We start from the raw sequence: 20,250 nt of genomic DNA, 5'->3' as shown, positions 1-20,250 counted from the left end.
TCACACCACCCCCAACAGATAGACCACGGTAAAGACGCAGATCCACACCACGTCCAAAAAGTGCCAGAACAGGCTCAGGCAACTGAGCCGGGTGGCGTTGGTGCTGGTCAGGCCGCGTTGCTTGACCTGGACCATCAGCACCGCCATCCAGATCAGCCCGGTGAACACGTGCGCGCCGTGGGTGCCGACGAGGGTGAAGAAGGCCGTCAGGAAGCCGCTGCGGTCCGGCCCGTAGCCTTCTTCGATCAGGTGGTGGAATTCGTTGATCTCCATGGCGATAAAGCCCGCGCCCAACACGAACGTGAGCCCCAGCCAGCGCAGCACATCGCGTTGCTTGCCGTGGTTCATGGCGAGCATGGCGTAGCCGTAGGTGATACTGCTCAACAGCAGCAGCATGGTTTCGGCCAGCACATAGGGCAGTTCGAAAATATCCATGCTCGACGGCCCGCCCGCCACGCTGTCGCGCAATACGGCGTAGCCGGCGAACAAGGTCGCGAACAGGATGCAGTCGGTCATCAGGTAGATCCAGAACCCGAACAGGCTCAGGGAACCGGCGTCTTCATGCCCTTGTTCGTGGGTATGGGCAATGTCTTTTTCCATAACGATATTGGACATGGGTCAAGCCTCCGCCAGGTCTTTGAGACGGGCCGTTTCGATGCGCGCGACTTCCTGGGCGGGCACGAAGTAATCGGTGTCTTCGTCGTAGCTGCGCACCACGAACGCGACCACCGAGGCCACCAGGCCGAACGCCGCCAACCACCAGATGTGCCACACCAACGCAAAGCTGCAGACCAGCGCAAACAGGCTGATGACCAGGCCCGACGCGGTATTGCGCGGCATATGGATGCTCCGATAGTCGGTGTGGCTCAGGGTGCTGACGCCGCGCTCCTTCATGCCCCAGTACGCGTCCAGGTCATTGACCTTGGGCTGCTCGGCGAAGTTGTACAGCGGCGGGGGAGACGCGGTGGCCCATTCCAGGGTGCGCCCGTCCCACGGATCGCCGGTGCGGTCGCGGTATTGATGACGGTTGCGGATGCTGACAAACAATTGCAAGGCTTGCGCCGCCACGCCGCAGAGGATGATTGCCACCCCCACCAGCTCCAGCAGCAGCCAGGGCCGCCACTCGGGGTTGTCGAAATGATTGAGACGGCGCGTCATGCCCATGAAACCCAGCACGTAGGAGGGCATGAACGCGAAATAAAAGCCCACCAGCCAGCACCAGAAGGCGATGCGGCCCAGCTTGTCGTTCAAGCGGAAACCGAACGCCTTGGGGAACCAATACGTCAGGCCGGCCATATAGCCGAACACCGCACCACCGATGATCACGTTGTGAAAGTGCGCGATCAGGAACAGGCTGTTGTGCAGCAGGAAATCGGCCCCGGGCACCGCCAGCAGCACCCCGGTCATGCCGCCGATGCTGAAGGTCACGATAAAGCCCAGGGTCCACAGCATGGGCGTTTCGAAGCGCACACGGCCGCGGTACATGGTGAACAGCCAAGTGAAGATTTTCACCCCGGTCGGCACCGCGATGATCATCGTCATGATGCCGAAGAACGCGTTGACGTTGCCCCCCGCGCCCATGGTGAAAAAGTGATGCAGCCACACGATGAACGACAACACGGTGATCGCGATGGTCGCCCATACCAGCGACACGTAGCCGAACAGCCGCTTGCTGCTGAAGGTGGCGGCAATCTCGGAAAACACCCCGAACGCGGGCAGGATCAGGATGTACACCTCCGGATGCCCCCAGGCCCAGATGAGGTTCACGTACATCATCGGGTTGCCGCCGGCCTCGTTGGTGAAAAAATGCATGCCCAGATAGCGGTCCAGGGTCAGCATCAGCAGGGTGGCGGTGAGGATCGGGAATGCCGCCAGAATCAGCACCGAGGTGCACAGCGCGTTCCAGGTGAACACCGGCATCTTGAACAGCGTCATGCCTTCGGTGCGCATCTTCAGGATGGTGACGAAGAAATTCACCCCCGTGAGCAGCGTGCCGATACCGGATATCTGCAATGACCAGATGTAGTAATCCACGCCGACGCCGGGGCTGTAGCCCAGCTCGGATAACGGCGGATACGCGACCCAGCCGGTGCGCGCGAACTCACCGACCCCCAGCGAAATATTCACCAGCGCCGCACCCACCACGAACAGCCAGAAACTCAGGGCGTTGAGAAACGGATAAGCCACATCGCGAGCGCCGATCTGCAACGGCACGACGATATTCATCAAGCCGACCACGAAGGGCATGGCCATGAAGAAGATCATGATCACACCGTGGGCGGTGAAGATCTGGTCGTAATGTTCCGGCGGCAGGTAACCCGGCCCGCCGCTGGCGGCCATGGCTTGCTGGGTGCGCATCATGATCGCATCAGAAAACCCGCGCAGCAGCATCACCAGGGCGACGACGATGTACATGCAACCGATCTTCTTGTGGTCCACCGAGGTGAACCACTCGCGCCACAAATAACCCCACTTGCGTTTCCAGGTGATCGAGCCCACCAGCGCCACCCCGATCAGGCCCACGACGGCCAGGGTGTACATCACAATGGGTTCAGTGGTTGGGATCGCGTCCCACGACAGTTTTCCGAACATGGTTACCGCTCCTCAGCCAGCAGACTTGGGTGTTGATCGGTGCGTTGTGCAGCGTCGCTCAATGGCGAGCGCCGGGGTTTATTGGCCTTGTTCATGCCCTCGTATTTATCGACGATGTCCAGGAACAAGCGCTCCTGTACCGCCGAGTAATAGGTCACCGGGTGCTTGAGGGTGGGCTTGGCCAATTGCGCGTAAGCGCTGTGGTCCAGAGAGGTGGCCGCGCCCTTGACCTTTGTCACCCAGGTTTGAAAGTCGGCAGTGCTCAGGGACAGCGTGGTGAAATGCATGTCGGAAAAACCGGGGCCGTTGTAGTTGGCGGCAATCCCTCTGAACTCACCGGTTTCGTTGGCGATCAGGTGCAACTTGGTCTGCATGCCGGCCATGGCGTAGATCTGCCCGCCGAGTGCGGGAATAAAGAACGAGGTCATGGCCGCGTCGGAGGTGACGGTGAAACTCACCGGCGTGTGCACCGGCAGGGCCAGTTCGTTGACGCTGGCGATGCCCAGGTCAGGGTAGATAAACAGCCATTTCCAGTCGGTGGCCACCACCTGCACATTGATCGGCGGGGTGTCTGACTCCAGCGGGCGATAGGGGTCGAGTGCGTGGGTGGTCTCCCACGTGACCCACCCCAGGACGATGATGATCAGCAGGGGAACGCCCCATACCACCGCTTCGATTTTGTGCGAACTGGCCCAGCGGGGGGAGTAACGCGCTTTTTTATTGGTGGCGCGGTAGCGGTAGGCGAAGACAAACATCATCACAATCACCGGAACGACCACCAGCAGCATCAGGCCCGTAGCGAGAATAATCAGGTCGCGCTCATCGGTTGCTACTTGCCCCTTGGGGTTGAATACCACTAGGTTGCAACTGGTGAGTAAGAAGAGGCTGGTGATAGTGACCAGGCAATAACCCATCGCTCGTTTCATGCCTTGCTCCTGTATTGGAAACTTGCGTTTTGCTGTGCCGAATCTGTGCTCGCGCGTTAACTAAGCGAAGCGCTTGTTAACACCAGGAGCCATCAGGTGATAAACATTCGGCAATAAGCTGCCGTCAGTAGATAAAATGCGTCTACTGTCCGGTTCTATTGGCTTTTTCTGCCGCTCTGCAGGGCGCATTTCGCCGCGCTCCCGAACATTTTGAATAGAGCCCGATGGGTTGGTTTAACAATTTGTTTCCTCGCCTGACGAACGGTTTAACAGGCGAAACGGTAAAGGGTTTTTATCGGTGCATGATGGAGGTGGCCTTGCAGAAAGTCTGAATTCTGATTAGGGATTTCAGTCGTTAGTTGATGGCCAACCCCACTAACGGTTTTGGAGAAGCGCTATGTTTATACGTGGCAACACCTATAAAGCCTGGGTCTCAAAAGCACTGGAAGAAAAATGCTTCACCCGGGAAGTCGAAAACGGCTGCCATATCGAAGTCAGGGCCCGAGAGCGGGACGATGCTGATATTGAAGTGCTGCTCTGTGTTTATACCGCGACGGGACAATGTGTGGTTGAACGCATCAAGCAGTTGCCGGGTGCCGAATGGACGGTGAATGACGCGCTCAAACGCGGTATTGATCAGGCGGAACGTATTGCCGGAGGTGAGTCCGGCCGACTGCCCTGTGCTGACGCTCACGTGCACGACGATGATTGAGTGGCTCCGCGATCTTGAATGTGGGAGCTGGCTTGCCTGCGATGACGGCCTGACAGCCGACGAGGATTTTGGTCCGACAGGCAAGCTTGGACCTCGGTGCGTCAGTTAGACAAGCGTCGGCTGCCAGGCCGTCACGGGAGCAAGCTCCCTCGCCACAGGGTGTAGCGTCGCGGCAAAATAAAAAAGCCCGCACAGAGTGCGGGCAAGACAGGAGTTTTTACCAAGAGCCTGGAGTGAACAGACTCAGTATTAAGAAACAAAAGAAGCATGAGCAGTTTTATTTTTTTAATGCGAGGCCGACGAACGGTAGTGCAACAGCAAGTGCGTGATCGTCGTCATTAAAACATTAAAATTTCTGAACCTTCGTTCTGAGCAAATAACAAAAAATCAGAAGGAGAGGTTATGAAAAATTCTTTATATGTCATCGAGTACGAATACCACCACGAGCCTAAGTCTTTCATTATAAGAGCGGAGGTGATGAATAACGCAGAGGCGTGGCATTGGGCCTGTTGCGATGCAGGCATTGGTATTATTCCCAGGTCGCGTAATGAAAAGATCAAACGCATCAGTAAACCGCTGGCCGAGCGCTACGGTCTTGAGAATGTAAGATGGCGCCCGTCTGGGAGTATCCCGTTTATTGCAAAGCCCTATGTGCCGCCGCCACCCGAATGAATGTATTTTTAATGGACGGTGTTCATGCGGGTGGCGGTAGGGGCGAGGCGCGTGTTTACTGTTTTTTGCGTCGCTCCTGCAACATGCACAACTTTTGCACGCTGCGTTGAAGTGCCTCTTTCATCAGGTCGGTTGCATAGTGTTGCTTGCAGGCCGGGCAGAGCATGTCAGAGGCCGACGACACCAGAAAGTCGGGGTCATCCAGCGTCGATTCGTAGGGTTGTTTGCATTGCAGGCAACTTCGGTTCGCTTGTAGATGGATCACATCGATTCCTCCCTGAATGAACGGCCACTCTCGATTAAGAAATGGGCGTTTTCAACTGCTAAAAAGGAAGAATTCAAACAAGCGATTAGTTGATGTTTTAATGCCAGTATCGAGAGGCGGCGGGGCGGGGATGACGCTTGGACGGCTGCCGATGTTTTAGTACCCTGGCGGGTTTATCGACAGGCGCGTCCTCACTCTCGGCTCTGTGGGTTCAGCTGTTGGGTTTTCTGCTGCGGGTTTTTTGCCCGGCGGCGGTCGCCTGGCGCTTTGATCGGTCCGGGTTGGGCGGGGTGACGCTACTTTCTATCGAGCCTGCCAGGCCGCCAGTCGGCGGGGTTGTCAGCTCCTCCCTGGCTTGTAACCAGTGCACGAAATCCTGACCATCAGGCTTCCCTTGCTGTTCCCAAATGCGGTACGCGGTGAGTCGGATCGTTTCTTCGTCCATTGTGAGGCTCCCCTATTGAATAAAAGGTGCTAGGAGTGAATGAAGCTGCTCACGAAGTCCGCCTTGACCACGGGAAGTTCGATCCCATGGATCAAGCCGGCGGTCAGCGCTTGTTGCGGGTCGAGAATGCGTGGCGCGGCGATCAGGTACTTTTCGGTCTCCAGTTTTTCGACAGCATCGGCGGTGCGCTCGGCTACGATGCGTGCGTACAACTGCAAGTCGTAATCGAGGCTCATCGCATATTCGGACATGCGCGAGTGGTCAACCGCGCCTTGCACATGCCAGTGGAAGGGGTGGAACAGGAATTTACTGTGCTTGCAGGCGGTTCTGCGCTCACCGGCCAGGAAGATGATATTGCCCATGGATTCCACGGTGCCGAGGTTATGGGTATGCACCGGAATCGGCAGGGACAATAAAAAGTTGTACATCGTAAAGCCGTAGCTGCATTCACCACCCATGGTGGCGATATTCAGTACCAGGCCCTGAGCATCTTGTTGTACGGCCAACGAGGCTTTTTCAATCAGTTGGCTGCACGTAGAAGCGGTGACCGGTGCGGTGAAGTTGATAATGTGTAAAGGCATGGTGTCCCTCATCAATGAAAGCAGGGGAGCATGGCTCCCCTGCATCAAGCACATCAGCTTTTGCGTCCGCCGCCGTGGCTGTGTTCGCCACCTTTACGCCCGGCTTCGGAAGCTTTTTCACGGTCATTGGCAAAATTGCCGCCACTGTTCTGGCCGCCTTTGCTGCCCGCCTCGGCGGCGCGTTCGGGGTCATTCTTGAAATTGCCCCCGCTGTTCTGGCCGCCTTTGCTGCCGGCTTCAGCGGCGCGCTCGGGATCATTCTTGAAGTTCCCGCCACTGTTTTGGCCACCTTTGCTGCCGATCTCCTGGTAGAACTCTTTGTCATGGGACGCAGAAGTGGCTTCGCCGCCTTTTTTACCGGCTTCGCTGACGCTCATCTGGCCTTGCTTGTCTTGAGTAGTCATGTTCAGTTACCTCGTCGTTATGTCGGTAATGTAACGTTCACTTCGATTGTGCTGGAAACGTGCACTTAGGCGCGTGAGTCAAGCTGCACGGTTATAAGTGCCTTTCACACAAGGGTGGCGTTTTAGATGCACTTATCGTGGCTTCGGCTTGTTCAGCAAGTTGCTGATGTTCGTAACACGCAGACGTATTAGAACGCAGGCCAGTCCTTGCTTTAGTTTGCACTTCTACAATCGGCCTGCGAGCTGGCTCGCCGCGCTGATTATCAATGGACGCACGCATGATGAATGCCCTTTGTTAACGAACGGAACAGCGGTACTGCCCGTGTGGTCAGGACTTACGTCCACCACCATGACTGTTCTGGCCGCCTTTACGCCCGGCTTCCGAGGCTTTCTCGCGGTCGTTGGCGAAGTTGCCGCCAGAGGCCTGTCCACCTTTCTTTCCCGCCTGTGATGCTTTTTCGCGATCATTGGCAAAGTTTCCAGGGTTTTTATTGCTCGTCGTCATAACAATACTCCCAGTTTTGAAATGTCGTTTCGCTAGTTGCCCGTTTATGCAACGGACATCTTTTCTGATAGGGGCAAGTGCGCAGATGTTTTGAAATTTTTTAAAAAGGGCGATGAACGGTAGAGTGGTAGATGAAACTTGTACAACTAGGCTCAAGAAGTGCCGCTTCGTATAAGTTTTGTCGCGTCGATTGATATTGAATTAATGGCGACCTTAACGATTGGTTTAGCATTCAATACCCTGTTTGATAGTGGTCATTAAAGGCGCTGGCTACTCTGGCCGGCGCTCAGCCGCACACTCTGTTGCTGCAGCCCGCACAGACTGCTTGTATGCTGGCACTCTGGAACCGGTTGCCCCTGTGAGTACCGACGTTCGAATGATGGCTGGAACGGAAACCGGACTTCCTTAAGGTGCTGACGTGAAGCGTGATACCCGTCTTGTGATGCTGTTGCTGTTGGTGATCGGCTGTTCCCTGACTTCGCTGACGATTTGGAAAGTCCTGTCTTCCCGCGACCGTGCGCTGGCGGAAGTGGATGTGCATGGCTTGAACCTGACCCAGGCCCTTAACACCTATACCGAAGGCATCGTGCGGCAAAGCTCGTTGCTGTTGCTGGGGCTGGTTGAGCGCCTGGAAACCGAAGGCAGTGGGCCGGTGCAAATCCAGCGAATCAGCACGCTGATCAACCTACAGCAGCCGCTGATGCCGCAGCTCAGCGGCATCACCATTTATGATCATCAGGGCCGGTGGCTGCTGTCTTCCAATCGTGCGATTCCGGAGGGCGCCAATAGCAGTGATCGGGCCTATTTCATCCACCATCGCGACGATCCGAGCGCTGAACCTTTTATTGGCCCGCCGATTCAAAGCCGCGCCAACCATGAATGGGTGGTGACCATCAGCCGCCGTTTCAACGACGCGGCCGGCAACTTCGCTGGCGTGGTCGCCGTGACCCTGGGGGTGGAAAACTTTCTGCGGGTATTCGGCAAACTCGATGTGGGCCAGGAGGGCGCCATCGGCCTGTCCTACGCCGACGGCACGTTACTGGTGCGTTACCCCTTCCGCGAGCAGGACATGGGCCGCAACTTCTCCACCTCGCCTATTTATTCCAAGTACCTAGTCGACCAGCCTGTGGGCACTGCGGCCTATACCTCCAGCCTCGACGGGGTTGAGCGGCTCTATGCCTTTCGCAAAAGCGAAACCCTGCCGCTGATCACCACGGTCGCGTTGGGCAAGCACGAAGCCCTTGCGGCGTGGCGCATCGAGGCGGCACTGTCAGCGGTCGTGGTGGCGGGGCTGCTGGGGCTGACGGGGCTGATCGGCTGGTTTCTGATCCTGGATATCCGCAGGCGTACGGCGGCGGAAGAGGCGTTGCGTGTCGCCCAGCAACAGTTGCTCGACTCCAATCGGCAATTGGCGCTATTAGCGAAAAAGGATGCGCTGACCGGCCTCGCCAACCGCCGCTGTTTTGACGAAACGCTGGCCGTTGAAGCGCGCCGGGCGCAGCGCGAGGGTACGTCACTGGCATTGCTGATGATCGATATCGACCATTTCAAACGCTTCAACGATGCCTTTGGTCACGTCGCGGGAGATGCTTGCTTGCAGGCGGTCAGCACGTTATTGGAAACGTGCGTGCGGCGGCCCTCGGACCTGGTGGCGCGCTATGGCGGAGAAGAAATGGCGGTCATCATGCCCGCGACTGACAGTGCAGGCGCTGCGGTGGTCGCGCAACGCATTCTTTCGCGCCTACAGCAGGAGAACATCACACACCCAGGCAGCCCCTTCGGGCGCGTGAGTGTGAGTATCGGCGTTGCGACGGGCCTGGGCTCACGGCTGGAGCCGGTGTTGGGTTTGGTCGAGGCGGCCGATGCAGCGCTTTACGGTGCGAAGGCGGCGGGGCGCAATGGGTTCAACGTGCACCCTGCGGACGTGACTTCGGGCGGCTGAAACGGCTTTTACCTGGGTATGCGCGGCTCACATCCCAAGCGTCGGGATCATGAGTTCGCCGCACTCCATCAGTTGGCCAGCGGTGACTTGCAGCTGCGGGGTGGGTTTGGCCGCATAGCCTGCGATGAAGCCGGCACTTAGCAGTGCCAGGCAGAGGACGGCTTTTTTCACAAGCATGCGCAGGGTCTCAATCGGTTCAAAAGGGTGAACCACAGATTGTGCATTCGAGAAAAGGTTCCTGCGTAGCGCAGATGGCGTTCTGCTTTCTGTAGGAGCGAGCTTGCTCGCGAAAAACCTCAACGATAACGCGTGCTCCCTGAATAAGCGCGGCGCCTGTGAGTGTTTCGCGAGCAAGCTCGCTCCTACAAAAGGTATCGTCAGCGAATGAACCTGACGTACACACGTTCAGGGTCGTTATCGTCCAGATTCTCGATCTGCCCGCTGGGAATAAAGCCGGCTTTCGTCAGCAGGGCCTGGGACGCGCCGTTGGAGGCATTGGTCGACGCGAACAGCTTGGGCGTCTTGCAGGCCGCTTCGGCCGCTGCCAGCAGACGAAGGGCGACGCCTTGGCGTTGGTACAGCGGTGAAACCACCACCAGCGCTATAAACCCATGGTTGAAAAAATCGTGGGTGAGCACCAGGTAGCCGGCGCACACGTTAGCGTTGGCGGCTACCAGGCATTGCTGGCGAACCACGGCATCATAGATAAACACACGACGGCTGGCATGCTCGGTTGCGTAGGCATCCAGTGCGACCAAGGCATGCACATCGTCGGGGATGGCTTGGCGGATCAGCCAGTGTGGAGCAGCGGGAGGCAGAAGGTATTCAGCCATGGTCGTGGAGCATCCTCTGTTTAAACATTTGCCCCCACGTGCTTGATGACAGTCCCTTGTGCATTGATGACGCGATGCTATCGCCCGCTAGAGGGCGGCGTTATGGATAGCACAGTTATGGGGCGCGAAGGGTTTACGTTTGTTGGCCTGATTGCAGTCGTTGTTTAGAAATGTTTATGTGTTCCAATGGTTATCTCGACTTGCGCAGGAAGCGCATCGGCCGAGGCCATTCAGTCTTTTAACAGATACATCCCAAGGAGTAACACCATGCAAGGAAGCACATCGTTCAAGTACCTGGCGTTTTCGTTGATCCCGTTGATTGCCGCCTGTACCACGCCCACACGCCAATCCGCCGTCCTCCCTGCGCCACCCTTGCAGTTCGATAACTGCGCGGTTGGCTGCCCCACCGGCGGCAGCCCAGTGACGTTGAACCGCCAGGCCTACACGTTGAACAACAACGGTTCGACCAAGTTCGCCAATTGGGTGTCCTACAAGATCACTAAAGCCACCGCGGCCAGCGGGCGTTCCCGTGACTGGCGCACCGACCCGGATATTCCAGCCGGGGAGACCCTGGACCCGGTGGATTACAACGGTGCCAACGTCGCGCTCAAAATCGACCGTGGGCATCAGGCCAACCTGGCGTCAATGGCCGGGGTGGCCGACTGGCAAACGCTCAACTACCTGTCGAACATTACCCCGCAAAAAGCCGAACTCAACCAGGGGCCGTGGGCGCGCCTGGAAGACCAGGAGCGCACTCTCAGCAAGGAGCCAGGCGTCGATCAGGTGTATGTGGCCACCGGGCCGCTGTATGAGCATTTTGTGGGCTCGTTGCCGGGTACGAACAAAGTACACACCATCCCGAGTGGCTATTGGAAAATCATCGTGGTCGGCAGTTCGCCGGAAACGGGTCTGTACGCCTCATTCGTAATGAACCAGGAAACCCCCAAGGGCGCAGACTTCTGCGATTACCAGGTCACCGTGGATCACATCGAAGAGCGCTCGGGGCTGACGTTCTGGAGCACCTTGCCGCAAGCAATGCAAACCACGCTGAAGGCCAGGCATGGCCAGTTGCCGAGTCGGATCGGCTGTAGCCGAACCTAAGTCTGACGCCTATTCGGCACACACCAACGAGGGCCTGCGGCTGTTGTTCTTGCCCAGGCGCTCACGGGTGCTGATCTCTGTGAGCGGCGTGCCGGTGCTTGCCTGTTCATGCAGCGCTGCTTCCAGCGCTTGCAAATGCTTGTTCAGGATTTTCACCGAACCGCTCGGGTTGGCGGGGTCGAAGGGGATCCGGCCGTTGGCAATCAGCACCATGGCCAGTTCCCAGGCGCGTTGTGAGTCGTTCATGACAGGGGTTCCTTCTTCAGCGTGATCGATATAGAGCTGTGACCCGCTGCCAACGCCCCGGTATCAACTGGGTTGCTGCCGAAATTTCGATCATTTCAACGATTCAGTTGCGCTGAAACTATCATCTTTTTAGATGGTGGCCGGGGCACGTTGAAAGAATGAACCACCGCGGCGCGGTGGTCACCTAATCCGTATGAATCGGTCGTTTCCCATTCACTGTTCCGAGGGGCAACCATGGACTCTGTACTGCGGGCTGTGGCGATTTACCTGGTGCTGCTGGTGCTGTTCAAAGTTGCCGGCAGGCGCACGCTGGCCGAGCTCACCACCTTTGACCTGGTTTTGTTGATGGTCATCGGCGAAGCCACCCAGCAGGCGTTGCTGGGCGAAGATTTCTCGATGACCAACGCCGTGCTGGTCATCGCCACCCTGATTGCCATCGACATTGGCTTCTCGCTGGCCAAGCAGCGTTCAGCCTGGTTCGCGCGGGTGCTTGATGGCGGGCCGACGGTGCTGGTCGAGCAGGGCCAGGTGCTGCACAAACGCCTCAAGCATGCGCGGCTGGACGAGGGTGACATTCTTGAGGCTGCCCGGTCCACCCAAGGGCTTGTCGAGCTCAAGCAGATCCGCTTCGCGATTCTTGAGCGCAACGGCAAGATCTCGGTGATCCCGTTTGATTGATACGCGGCCCCCATTCGTCAGCCAAGGGTCTGTTTTTTGAACGCACGCGCCTCTGTACCAGACAGATAGATCATGGGCGGACGAATGTTGCTGTCGTCACGCGGATATCACTCACTCGCCAGCAGGTGAACCTTCATGAAGAAGCTTTATATGTGCCTGGGCCTGTGCAGCGCATTCATGCTGCACGGCTGTTTTGACAACGCCGACAACGCCACTAAAGACAACAACAGTGGCACCCAGTCGTCGGTGCAGATGCAGGAAGGCAAGGCGGACGAAAACAAATAGCGCGGCCTTGTAGCCGACGCTTATCTACCTGAATGCTCATCGCCCAAATGTGCGAGCTGGCTTTCCTGCGATGCAAACACCTCGGTTCATCAGGTAAACCGAGTCGATGCATTCGCAGGCAAGCCAGCTCCCACAGTTGATCGCGACCGATCAGCGCATATGCAGGATGATCGGGCTACTGCTCGCCGGGTCGGTATGCCCACGCAACTTGCCCACGGCCTTCGCATCGACCGCACCGCCGTGGTTGCCCCAGGTACCGCGCACGTAGCTCAGCACGTCGGCGATTTCCGAGTCGGACAATTGCTCCCGGAACGCTGGCATGCGGTAGGCGTCCGGCTGGCCGGCGGTGACCACGCGTTGTGAGCCATTGAGCGTGATGTTGATCGCGGACGCATCTTCCTTGGCCAGGGCCGAGGTAGCGCCGGCCAGAGGCGGCATCCAGTCGGGTTGGCCTTTGCCGTCGAGCCCATGGCAGGAGGCGCAGCGGGTGGCGTACGTGTGAGCACCGGGGACATCCGAGCGCGCCGTTACCGGCTGATATTGCCAGGGGCTGCCGTCACGCTGGGGGTCGCCGGGCAGTGACTTGAGGTAGCGAGCGATCGCGGCCAGGTCATCGTCCTGCATGAACTGCGTGGAGTTGTTGAAGGCTTCGGTCATCGAGCCATAGACCACGGCATGCTGGTTGCGACCGGTCTTGAGGAACTGCACGATCTGTTCCTCACTCCAGCGCCCCAGGCCGGTGTTGTGGTCCTGGCGCAGGCTGGGGGCGTACCAGCCGTCGAGCAGGGCACCGGCCAGGAACGGCGCGCCGGATTCGTCCAGGGCCTTTTCGTTGAACGCCAGCCCTCGTGGCGTGTGGCAACTGCCGCAGTGGCCGGGGCCTTGGACGATATAGGCGCCCCGGTTCCACAGTGCGTCCTGGCCGGGCTTGGCGGCATAGGTCGCGGTCGGTGCAAACACACCGTTCCACAGGGCGATGGGCCAACGCAGGTTGAGCGGCCAGGGAATGTCGCTGGGGATATTAGGCTGGTTGGCCGGTTGCACGCCTTTCATGAAAAACGCGTACAGCGCCTGGATGTCATCGTCGCTGAGCTTCACATAAGACGGGTAGGGCATGGCCGGATAGAGTCGTCGCCCACCCGGTGCTACGCCGTGGCGTACGGCGCGGTCGAAGTCGGCCAGGCTATAGGTGCCGATACCATGCTCGCGGTCGGGGGTGATGTTGGTGGCGTGGATCGCCCCCAGCGGTGTGGCCATTTCCAGGCCACCAGCGAATGGCTGCTTGCCGGCCAGGCTATGGCAGGCCACGCAGTCACTCACTCGCGCGACGTATTCGCCGCGACTGACCAAGGCGGGGTCGAAACTCGTGGCCTGTTGCTGTTCAAAAGGCGAGGCAGGCTCGCGGGTGACGTACCAGGCCAGCAGGCCGGCGGCGACCACGCAGGGCAGCACCAGCCACCCTGCGGTTCTTGCGAATCGGCGGTTATTCATGGGCATTCCCTGTCGGTTAGCTGAAGGTGTAACGGCTCAAAGGCAGACTGCGGATGCGTTGGCCGGTCAGCTGCGCCACGGCATTCGCCACGGCCGGGGCCACAGCCGGCAACGGCGGTTCGCCGATACCGCCCATTTTTTCTCCGCTTTCGACGATCTTCACGTGTACCTGCGCCATACGCGAAGGCGGCAGCACCGGATAAAGGTCGTAGTTGCGCGCCCTTGGCTTGCCATCCACGTATACCGCTTCCTCCAACAAGGTTTGCGACAGTCCCAAGGCCACGGCACCGTTGACTTGCGCTTGCACAATCGCCGGGTTGACGATGCTGCCCGGGTCAATCGCTTCCCAGATGTGATGAACCTTGACCTGGCCGTTCTCGATCGACACCTCGGCCACCACCGCTGCATGGGAGCCAAACGGCGAGGCCATGGCTACGCCGCGTGCACGGCGGGTGCCGTCTTCGGCGGTGTAGGGCCCACGCTTCCAACCGCCAGACAGCTCGGCGGCCGCTTGCAGCAGGGTGGTCAGGCGCGGGTTGTCGCGCAGCAGGTGCAGGCGCAGTTCATAGGGATCATGGCCGCCTTTGTCGGCCAGTTCGTCCAGGAAGGCTTCGTAGAAAAAGTCATTGAGCGAATTACCCACCGAGCGCCAATAACCGAGCATGGCCGGGCCTTTGACGTAAATCTGTGCGATGCGTTTGTTGGGTATTGCGTAGCTCTTGCCCGACAACCCTTCCAGGGCAGTAGGGTCGATGGCGTCGCCCTGTTTGCCGGCGATGGCTTCGGTGGGGCCTTCGGTGGCGCTCACCGCTTCGATGGCGACGGGCAGACCTTTGTCATCCAGCGCGGCGCGGAACTTGACCACGGCGACCGGACGCAATACATCGCGCACGAATTCTTCTTCACGGCTCCAGATCAGCTTGATCGGCCGGCCCACCGCCTTTGCCAACGCGATGGCTTGCGGGTAAGGATTTGCCGAGTCATACAGGAAATGCCGGCCGAAAAAGCCGCCCAGCAGCGGCGAGTGCAGGGTGACTTGCTCAATGCTCAGACCGGTGCGCTTGGCAATGTCGGCACGGAACATATCCGGCGCCTGGTTAGGCAGCCACACCTCCAGTGTGCCGTCGGGGTTAAAGCGTGCCAGGGCTGAAGGCGGTTCCAACTGGGCATGGTTGAGGTACTGGTTGTGGTAGGTGGCTTCGACGCGGGTCTTGGCGCTGGCCAGTGCACCGGCCACATCGCCTTCGTTTTCGTCATCGCGGGCCGGGCCCTGCTGGGCGGCGAGGAAGTCGCGGTACTTGTCGCTGGAGAAATCCGCTGGCATGGCCCGCACGGTGGAGTCGGCGGCGGCTTCAAGCCACTCCACCTGGATGGCTTCGACGGCCCGCTTGGCATGCCACCAACGTTCAGCTACCACAGCTACGGCGCCGGGCAGGGTGTGAACCGAATGCACGCCTTTCATGGCTTGCACCTGCGCCTGGTTGCGCAGGCTGCCCACGGTCATGCCCAGGCGTGGCGCATGCTGGACGGCGGCATGGAGCATGCCGTCGATTTTCAGGTCGATGGTGTACTGCGCCTTGCCGGTGGATTTGTCATAGGCATCCAGGCGCTTGACCGGCTTGCCGATCCAGCGGAACTGGCTCGGGTCGCGCAGGGTGATGCTGGCCGGGTCGGGCACCGGCATATCCAGGGCGGCACCTGCCAATTCGCCGTAGCCCAGGGAGCGACCGGAAGCGGCGTGCACCACGCGACCGGGCTGTGTGGTCAGCTCGCTGAGCGGTACGCGCAGTTGCTCGGCGCCGGCCTGCATCAGCATCGCGCGGGCGAGGGCGCCGAGGCGCCGCATGGTCGGGTAGCTCATGCGCACCGACATGCTGCCGCCGGTGATGCGCATGCCATTTTCCATCACCACGTAGGCTTCGCCGGGCGGGGCCGCTTCGACGATGAACGTGGCCGGGTCGGCATCCAATTCTTCACCGACGATCTGCGCCATGGCAGTGTGGGTGCCTTGGCCGCCTTCCATGAAAGGGCTGAGCAGGCGCACGCTGCCGTCAGGGCGAATTTCCAGGAAGGCGGGTACCTGGGTTCCACGCTCAGCGGCCGCGCCGGTCGCGGCTTGCACGCGGGAGGTGCCCAGCGGCAAGCCGAAGCCGATCACCAGCGCGCCCACCGCGGTGCTGGCCAGGAAGCGGCGACGGGACAGGTTGATCGGTTCGCCCAGGGTAACGCCGGGAATGATCTCGGTGGTGTTCATCAGGCGGTCTCCTTCCCGGCGGCCAAGGCATCCATGGCGGCATGGATCGCGTTGTAGGTGCCGCAACGGCAGAGGTTGACCATCGCCGCGTCGATCTGCGCCTTGGTCGGCGCGGGGGTATGTTTGAGCAGCGCGGTGGCCGCCATCACCTGCCCGGACTGGCAGTAACCGCATTGCGCTACTTGATGTTCGACCCAGGCCGCCACCACACGCTTGCCCACGTCATCGGCCTCCACGGCCTCGATGGTGGTGATCTCGCGACCGACCACGCCGGCCACGGGCGTCACGCAGGCGCGCACCACGTTGCCGTCCACCAGCACCGAACAGGCGCCGCACTGGGCCAGGCCGCAGCCGTATTTGGTGCCGGTCATGCCCAGGTTGTCACGGATCACCCACAATAACGGGGTGTCGGCTTCGGCATCGACCTGATAGGCCTTTTGGTTGATACGTAATTCCATGCGGGCTCATCTGCTGATCATCGGTTGGTGGTGCTGAGTTCTTATAGGAGCGGTGCGACTGGAAGTCGCCCATCGTCGAACTCTAGACCAACGCGCAAGGGCTATCTATCCGATTGCCCTCAAGTTCAGAGGATCAGGCAAGAATTCAACAGGATTGGGTCACTGTCCTCTGTAGGAGCGAGCTTGCTCGCGAAGATCGCCAACGATAACGCGCGCTATCAGGTTTAACGCGGGGTTCTCGGTTTTTTCGCGAGCAAGCTCGCTCCTACAAGAGCCTTCATCAGCAGCCACCAAATTGAAACCCGCCTGACAGCTTTTCCTTCAAATACCCTACCAATACGGTCACCGATTTGGGCACATGGGGCGAGTAAGGCCGAATGAGGTAAATCTCATCGGCAAACGCGCCTTTGAGTGTCCAGTCCTTCAATACCTGCACCACTTTGCCAGCGGCCAGCGCCGCCTGGGCGCTGAAGTCCGGGAGCAGGGCGATGCCCAGGTGGTTGAGTGCGGCGTCGCGCAAGGCTTCGCTGTTATTGGTGGCGAAGCTGCCGGCGATGGGCACGGTGAGGCGCTCGAGGGGTTGGCTGCCGCGTTCGAAGGTCCAGGCGGGCTGGTCGGTGCCGCGTGGGTAAAACAGGCAGTTGTGGGCCGACAGGTCGCCCGGCTCGCGGGGTTCACCGTGGTGTTGCAGGTAATCATGGGTGGCGACCAGTACCGAGTTGGTGTCGCACAGCTTCCATGCCACGTGGGTTTCGGGCACCTGGAAGCCGTGGCGCACCGCCAGGTCGTAACCCTCGGCGGCCAGTGAGCTCAAGGCATCGGAGACGTCCAGTTGAATACGCACCTGGGGGTACTGCTGCAAAAAGCCGGACAGGTGCGGCACCAGTTGTTGCCGGGCGAAGGCCACGGGGGCGGTCAGGCGCACCAGCCCGCGTATTTCCCCGACCGAGTCGCGCACCGAGGAAAAACTGCGGGCGATCTGCGCGTAGGCGCTGCGTACTTCGCGGGCCAATGACAGCCCTGCATCGGTCAGCCGCACGCTGCGGGTGGTGCGCGTCACCAGCCGGGTACCCGTGGCCTTTTCCAAGTCGGAAATGCGCTGGCTCACCGCTGACTTGCTCACCCCCAGGCGCGCGGCGGCGGCGGTGTAGGTGCCTTGTTCCTCCAGCACAGACAGCCAGTGAATGTGGGTCCACAGCCCTTCGATCTCAGCCTTTTCCATGGGTGTATTGTTCGCATATAAGGACAATAAGTTCTGGATTCTGCTCTGGTTCGGAACAAAGCGAAAGCCTATCGTGTGGACCAACGCTACCCACCTGGATCGACTGCCATGACTGCAACCATCGAGCACTACATCAACGACCAGCGCGTCAGCCGCGATGACCGTTATCAGGACGTCTACAACCCGGCCACCGGTGAAGTCACCGCCCGTGTGGCCCTGGCCAGCCGCCAGACCGTGACCGAAGCCGTCGCCGCCGCCCAGGCCGCGTTTGCCGGCTGGGCCGACACCCCGCCGATCCGTCGCGCCCGCGTGTTGTTCGAGTACCTGCACCTGCTGCGCGAACGCAAGGACGACTTGGCGCGCATCATCGTCGCCGAGCACGGCAAGGTGTTCACCGATGCCCAGGGCGAAGTCGACCGTGGCATCGACATTCTCGAATTTGCCTGCGGCATTCCCAACCTGCTCAAGGGCGAACACTCCGACCAGGTCTCCCGTGGCATGGACAACTGGACGATGCGCCAGCCGTTGGGCGTGGTCGCCGGCGTGACGCCGTTCAACTTCCCGGTGATGGTACCGATGTGGATGTACCCCATTGCCATTGCGGCGGGTAACACCTTTATCCTCAAGCCCAGCCCGACTGACCCAAGCGCGTCGCTGTTCATGGCCGAGTTGCTGCATGAAGCCGGCCTGCCCAAAGGCGTGTTCAACGTGGTGCAGGGGGATAAAGAGTCAGTGGACGCGCTGATCGAACACCCGGACGTCAAGGCTGTGAGCTTCGTCGGCTCCACGCCGATTGCCCAATACATCTACGAGAGCGGCGCCCGCAACGGCAAGCGCGTGCAAGGCCTGGGCGGGGCGAAAAACCATATGGTGGTGATGCCCGACGCCGATATCGAACGCACCGTGGACGCGCTGATGGGCGCCGCCTACGGCAGTGCCGGCGAGCGCTGCATGGCGATCTCGGTGGCGGTGCTGGTAGGCGACGTGGGTGACAAAGTCATCGCCGCCTTGACCGAACGCGCCAAGCTGCTGCGCATCACCGATGGTCGCGATCTCAAAGCCGAGATGGGCCCGATCGTGTCGCGGGCCGCGCTGGAACGCATTAGTGGCTACATTGAGCAGGGTGTACAAGCGGGCGCGCAGTTGCTGCTCGATGGCCGTGACTACGTGCCCACCGAGCCCGGCCTGGAAAACGGCTTCTGGCTCGGCGCGACCTTGTTCGACCACGTAACCCAGGACATGAGCATCTACCGCGAAGAAATCTTCGGCCCGGTGCTGGCCTGTGTACGGGTCAACGATTTTGCCGAGGCAGTGAAGCTGGTCAACGACCACGAGTTCGGCAACGGCGTCAGCTGCTTCACCCGCGATGGCAACATTGCTCGTGAGTTTGCGCGGCGCATCGAAGTGGGCATGGTCGGTATCAACGTGCCGATCCCGGTGCCTATGGCCTGGCACGGGTTTGGTGGCTGGAAGAAGAGCCTGTTCGGTGACATGCATGCCTACGGCACCGAGGGCGTGCGCTTCTACACCAAGCAGAAGTCGATCATGCAGCGCTGGTCGGAGAGCATCGAGCAGGGTGCGGAGTTTGCGATGCCGGTGTCCAAGTAACGTTCAAGCTGTGCTGCAGGATCTGATGTGGGAAGGCTCAAGCCCTCCCACATTTTTTTTGCCTGTTGACGGTTGAACACATAAAAGTCCAGTATGGAATTATAAGTACAAAATAGCCGCTCCACGTTTTTCTTCACTCTTGCCAAACCAACAACAACTTGCGAGAACCCCTCCATGAAGAAACGCCATCTCCTTCCCGCCCTGGCCCTGAGCCTGTTTGCCGCCAGCCACCTGCTGGCCGCCGAGAAAACCCTGCGTATTGGCATTGAGGCCGCTTACCCACCGTTCGCCTCCAAAACCGGTGACGGCAAGATCGTGGGGTTCGACTACGACATTGGCAACGCCCTGTGTACGCAAATGAAGGTCAAGTGCGTGTGGATCGAAGGGGAGTTCGACGGGCTGATTCCGTCCCTCAAGGTCAAGAAGATCGACATGGCGTTGTCGTCCATGACCATCAACGAAGACCGCAAGAAGTCGGTGGATTTCACCCACAAGTACTACTTCACCTCGTCGCGCCTGGTGATGAAGGACGGCGCCGTGGTGGATGACCAGTACGCCAGCCTCAAGGGCAAGAACGTTGGTGTACAGCGCGCAACGACTACCGACCGGTATGCCACCGAGGTGTTTGAGCCCAAGGGCATCAACGTCAAGCGCTACAGCAATAACGAAGAAATCTACATGGACCTGGCAGCGGGGCGCCTGGATGCGATCTTTGCCGACACCATTCCCCTGAGCGACTTCCTGTCGATGCCGCGCGGGCAGGGTTATGCCTTTGTCGGCCCGGAGCTCAAAGACCCGAAATACGTGGGTGAGGGGGCCGGCATCGCAGTACGCAAGGGTAATGGCGAGTTGGTCAGCGAATTGAATGCGGCCATCGACGGCATTCGCGCCAGCGGCGAATACCAGAAGATTTCACAGCAGTACTTCAAGGCCGATATCTACGGCGACTGATTCTAGCGGATCGAACTCTTGTAGGAGCGAGCTTGCTCGCGAAGAACTCTCAGGCACCGCGTTTACCCAGAATGCACGC

General features: G+C 59.6%; 23 protein-coding genes. 8 read left to right on the top strand and 15 right to left on the bottom strand.

Annotation, left to right across the window (positions count from 1 at the left end; all coding sequences use genetic code 11):
- Genes FXO12_RS07345 through cyoA form a run of 3 tightly spaced genes read right to left on the bottom strand, consistent with a single transcriptional unit; the run spans position 1 to position 3,518 of the window.
- Complete coding sequence (locus FXO12_RS07345; protein WP_054895700.1) at positions 1–615, bottom strand: cytochrome o ubiquinol oxidase subunit III; 615 nt, start codon at positions 613–615, stop codon at positions 1–3.
- 3 nt (positions 616–618) lie between these two features.
- On the bottom strand, positions 619–2,592 hold the full coding sequence (cyoB, locus tag FXO12_RS07340) for a cytochrome o ubiquinol oxidase subunit I (protein WP_057978062.1): 1,974 nt from the start codon (positions 2,590–2,592) through the stop codon (positions 619–621).
- A 2-nt stretch (positions 2,593–2,594) separates the two neighbouring features.
- Positions 2,595–3,518, bottom strand: coding sequence for a ubiquinol oxidase subunit II (gene cyoA, locus FXO12_RS07335; protein WP_057978061.1), 924 nt, complete (start codon positions 3,516–3,518; stop codon positions 2,595–2,597).
- Between the two features lie 397 nt (positions 3,519–3,915).
- Between cyoA and FXO12_RS07330 the strand changes: the two genes are divergently transcribed.
- Positions 3,916–4,230 carry a hypothetical protein gene (locus tag FXO12_RS07330; RefSeq protein WP_034127106.1) on the top strand — a complete coding sequence of 105 codons (315 nt, stop codon included), beginning with the start codon at positions 3,916–3,918 and terminating at the stop codon, positions 4,228–4,230.
- A gap of 402 nt (positions 4,231–4,632) precedes the next feature.
- Complete coding sequence (locus tag FXO12_RS07325; protein ID WP_003190473.1) at positions 4,633–4,902, top strand: DUF6555 family protein; 270 nt, start codon at positions 4,633–4,635, stop codon at positions 4,900–4,902.
- A 55-nt stretch (positions 4,903–4,957) separates the two neighbouring features.
- Here FXO12_RS07325 and FXO12_RS07320 read toward each other — a convergent pair whose 3' ends face one another.
- The 5 genes from FXO12_RS07320 to FXO12_RS07300 all read right to left on the bottom strand — a co-directional run bounded on the left by FXO12_RS07320 (position 4,958) and on the right by FXO12_RS07300 (position 7,102).
- Positions 4,958–5,167 (bottom strand): hypothetical protein, encoded by a 210-nt coding sequence (locus tag FXO12_RS07320; protein ID WP_057978059.1) that lies wholly within the window; start codon positions 5,165–5,167, stop codon positions 4,958–4,960.
- A 211-nt stretch (positions 5,168–5,378) separates the two neighbouring features.
- Positions 5,379–5,612 (bottom strand): DUF2934 domain-containing protein, encoded by a 234-nt coding sequence (locus FXO12_RS07315; RefSeq protein ID WP_057978057.1) that lies wholly within the window; start codon positions 5,610–5,612, stop codon positions 5,379–5,381.
- A gap of 29 nt (positions 5,613–5,641) precedes the next feature.
- On the bottom strand, positions 5,642–6,193 hold the full coding sequence (locus FXO12_RS07310; protein ID WP_014718035.1) for an ATP-dependent Clp protease proteolytic subunit: 552 nt from the start codon (positions 6,191–6,193) through the stop codon (positions 5,642–5,644).
- Positions 6,194–6,246: 53 nt separating this feature from the next.
- Positions 6,247–6,597: a general stress protein gene (locus FXO12_RS07305; RefSeq protein WP_014718036.1), complete on the bottom strand. Its 351-nt coding sequence runs from the start codon at positions 6,595–6,597 to the stop codon at positions 6,247–6,249.
- Positions 6,598–6,925: 328 nt separating this feature from the next.
- Positions 6,926–7,102, bottom strand: coding sequence for a general stress protein (locus FXO12_RS07300; protein ID WP_003190478.1), 177 nt, complete (start codon positions 7,100–7,102; stop codon positions 6,926–6,928).
- A 418-nt stretch (positions 7,103–7,520) separates the two neighbouring features.
- On the opposite strand from FXO12_RS07300, the gene FXO12_RS07295 reads away from it, so the two are divergent.
- Positions 7,521–9,044, top strand: coding sequence for a sensor domain-containing diguanylate cyclase (locus FXO12_RS07295; RefSeq protein WP_054921133.1), 1,524 nt, complete (start codon positions 7,521–7,523; stop codon positions 9,042–9,044).
- Positions 9,045–9,071: 27 nt separating this feature from the next.
- On the opposite strand, the gene FXO12_RS28740 is transcribed toward FXO12_RS07295, so the two are convergent.
- Positions 9,072–9,221: a hypothetical protein gene (locus FXO12_RS28740; protein ID WP_019821496.1), complete on the bottom strand. Its 150-nt coding sequence runs from the start codon at positions 9,219–9,221 to the stop codon at positions 9,072–9,074.
- Positions 9,222–9,421: 200 nt separating this feature from the next.
- The gene (locus FXO12_RS07290; protein WP_034127108.1) at positions 9,422–9,877 is read right to left on the bottom strand and encodes a GNAT family N-acetyltransferase; all 456 of its coding nucleotides are present in this window, start codon (positions 9,875–9,877) and stop codon (positions 9,422–9,424) included.
- 267 nt (positions 9,878–10,144) lie between these two features.
- Here FXO12_RS07290 and FXO12_RS07285 point away from each other — a divergent pair, with 267 nt between their 5' ends.
- Positions 10,145–10,978, top strand: coding sequence for a DNA/RNA non-specific endonuclease (locus FXO12_RS07285; RefSeq protein WP_057978055.1), 834 nt, complete (start codon positions 10,145–10,147; stop codon positions 10,976–10,978).
- A 9-nt stretch (positions 10,979–10,987) separates the two neighbouring features.
- Here FXO12_RS07285 and FXO12_RS07280 read toward each other — a convergent pair whose 3' ends face one another.
- Entirely contained in the window at positions 10,988–11,224 is a 237-nt protein-coding gene (locus FXO12_RS07280) for a hypothetical protein (protein ID WP_034127110.1), read from the bottom strand.
- 234 nt (positions 11,225–11,458) lie between these two features.
- On the opposite strand from FXO12_RS07280, the gene FXO12_RS07275 reads away from it, so the two are divergent.
- Positions 11,459–11,902: a DUF421 domain-containing protein gene (locus FXO12_RS07275; RefSeq protein ID WP_034127111.1), complete on the top strand. Its 444-nt coding sequence runs from the start codon at positions 11,459–11,461 to the stop codon at positions 11,900–11,902.
- A gap of 135 nt (positions 11,903–12,037) precedes the next feature.
- The gene (locus FXO12_RS28735) at positions 12,038–12,187 is read left to right on the top strand and encodes a hypothetical protein (protein WP_164919367.1); all 150 of its coding nucleotides are present in this window, start codon (positions 12,038–12,040) and stop codon (positions 12,185–12,187) included.
- 150 nt (positions 12,188–12,337) lie between these two features.
- Here the strand turns inward: FXO12_RS28735 and FXO12_RS07270 are convergent, their stop codons facing one another.
- From FXO12_RS07270 to FXO12_RS07255, 4 genes are all read right to left on the bottom strand, one after another.
- Positions 12,338–13,678, bottom strand: coding sequence for a cytochrome c (locus FXO12_RS07270; RefSeq protein ID WP_057978053.1), 1,341 nt, complete (start codon positions 13,676–13,678; stop codon positions 12,338–12,340).
- A gap of 16 nt (positions 13,679–13,694) precedes the next feature.
- Positions 13,695–15,932 carry a molybdopterin cofactor-binding domain-containing protein gene (locus tag FXO12_RS07265; protein ID WP_054895689.1) on the bottom strand — a complete coding sequence of 746 codons (2,238 nt, stop codon included), beginning with the start codon at positions 15,930–15,932 and terminating at the stop codon, positions 13,695–13,697.
- Positions 15,932–16,390 (bottom strand): (2Fe-2S)-binding protein, encoded by a 459-nt coding sequence (locus FXO12_RS07260; RefSeq protein ID WP_014718046.1) that lies wholly within the window; start codon positions 16,388–16,390, stop codon positions 15,932–15,934. Before FXO12_RS07260 ends, FXO12_RS07265 begins: the two co-directional genes overlap by 1 nt.
- Before the next feature lie 280 nt (positions 16,391–16,670).
- Positions 16,671–17,612, bottom strand: coding sequence for a LysR family transcriptional regulator (locus FXO12_RS07255; protein WP_057978049.1), 942 nt, complete (start codon positions 17,610–17,612; stop codon positions 16,671–16,673).
- 108 nt (positions 17,613–17,720) lie between these two features.
- On the opposite strand from FXO12_RS07255, the gene FXO12_RS07250 reads away from it, so the two are divergent.
- Together FXO12_RS07250 and FXO12_RS07245 are read left to right on the top strand one after the other, a co-directional pair.
- Positions 17,721–19,220 carry a CoA-acylating methylmalonate-semialdehyde dehydrogenase gene (locus FXO12_RS07250; RefSeq protein WP_057978048.1) on the top strand — a complete coding sequence of 500 codons (1,500 nt, stop codon included), beginning with the start codon at positions 17,721–17,723 and terminating at the stop codon, positions 19,218–19,220.
- A gap of 174 nt (positions 19,221–19,394) precedes the next feature.
- The gene (locus FXO12_RS07245; RefSeq protein WP_057978047.1) at positions 19,395–20,171 is read left to right on the top strand and encodes an ABC transporter substrate-binding protein; all 777 of its coding nucleotides are present in this window, start codon (positions 19,395–19,397) and stop codon (positions 20,169–20,171) included.
- Positions 20,172–20,250 lie beyond the last annotated feature (79 nt).

This window comes from Pseudomonas sp. J380 (assembly GCF_009827115.1).
GTDB lineage: Bacteria > Pseudomonadota > Gammaproteobacteria > Pseudomonadales > Pseudomonadaceae > Aquipseudomonas > Aquipseudomonas paracarnis.
Note: the sequence above shows the minus strand (reverse complement) of the source record. Positions and strands in the feature narration are given on the sequence as shown.